Origin of the sequence: Enemella dayhoffiae (genome assembly GCF_002250625.1) — a bacterium.
GTDB lineage: Bacteria > Actinomycetota > Actinomycetes > Propionibacteriales > Propionibacteriaceae > Enemella > Enemella dayhoffiae.
Window position 1 is genome coordinate 1 of record NZ_NMVQ01000036.1, and the last position, 1,440, is coordinate 1,440.

1 protein-coding gene is annotated in these 1,440 nt (G+C 65.6%); it reads left to right on the forward strand.

The window, feature by feature from the left end:
• Positions 1-109 precede the first annotated feature (109 nt).
• Positions 110-1,366 carry a transposase family protein gene (locus CGZ93_RS13980; protein WP_229117466.1) on the forward strand — a complete coding sequence of 419 codons (1,257 nt, stop codon included), beginning with the start codon at positions 110-112 and terminating at the stop codon, positions 1,364-1,366.
• Positions 1,367-1,440 lie beyond the last annotated feature (74 nt).

Consider the following 1,440-nt stretch of genomic DNA (forward strand, 5'->3'; position numbering starts at 1 on the left):
CGGCGAGACTCACACATAGTCCCCGGGAACGAGGGGGCCGTGCCTCACATACTTTCCCCCGCGAAGCAGTGGCCGGCCACGATGGGGTGTGAACGCGAAGGTTTTGTCGATGGCGGCCAGGTTCGAGATCACCAAGAAGTACGCCCGGGCCTATGCCGCGGCTCCGAAGAAGGGCAAGAGCCACATCCTGGACCAGGTCGTGGAGGTCACCGGCTGGAACCGGGACCATGCCCGCCAACAACTCGTGGCACGGCTCGCCCAGGCACCCGGCCGGGCCGTGGCCACTGTCGCGGTGATCGACCGCCGCAAGACCAAACCCCGTAAGTACTCCTACGACGCGATCCGGGTCCTGCAACGTGTCTGGGCCACCGCGGGCGGCAGCTGCGGCAAGTACCTCGCCGCCGCGATGCCCGATTGGCTGGATGCCATGGAGGCCGAGGGCTCCCTGATCGAGGGGCAGGACCGCTACAGCACCCCGGTCCGCGCCGAGCTGATCTCGATGTCCGCGGCCACGATCGACCGCTACCTCGCCCCCGCCCGTGCCACCGACCCGATCCGCGGGAAGAGCACGACCAAACCCGGCCACCTCCTGCGGAACTCGATCCAGATCCGCAAGGCCGGAGACGAGGTTGAATCCGAGCCCGGATTCTTCGAAGTCGACACCGTCGCCCACTGCGGCCCCACCCTCAAAGGCGAGTTCTGCCGCAGCGTGAACTTCACCGACATGCACACCGGCTGGGTCCACACCCGCGCAATCCGCAACAACGCCCACGTCCACATCCGCGCCGCGTTCGACACCTTCATCGACACCGTCCCGTTCCTGGTCACCGGCATCGATTGCGACAACGGGTCAGAGTTCATCAACCACGACCTCATCGGCTGGGCCGGCCAACGCGAGATCTTCTTCACCCGATCCCGTCCCTACAAAAGCAACGACCAGGCCACCATCGAGTCCAAGAACAACCACCTCGTCCGCCGCTACGGCTTCTACCACCGCTACGACACCCCGACCGAACTCGCCCTGCTCAACGAGCTCTGGACACTGGTCAACGATCGACTCAACTACTTCACCCCGACCAAGAAGCCCATCGGCTACACCACCGACACCATCGGCCGCCGCAAACGGGTCTACGACCAGCCCCGCTCTCCCTACAAACGCCTCCTCGACGCCGGGATCCTCAACCCCGCCCAGCAGACCGAGCTCGCCACCTACAAAGCGACCCTGCACCCCGCCGCGATCGCCCACCGCATCAACGAGATCCAACACGAACTCACCCGACTCGCCGCCACCAAAACCCGACGCCTCGAGAACCAGATCACCTGGACCCCACCCGACCCCGCCGGCCTCAAAATCCGCGCCAGCTGACCCCCACTCTCGCGGGGAAAACTATGTGAGGCACAGCCCCCCACCACGCGGGGACTTGACTATGAGGCACCACG

Coding starts and splice junctions, on each gene's coding strand:
- CGZ93_RS13980 (WP_229117466.1), top strand. CDS start 110: ATGGCGGCCAGGTTCGAGATCACCAAGAAGTACGCCCGGGCCTATGCC.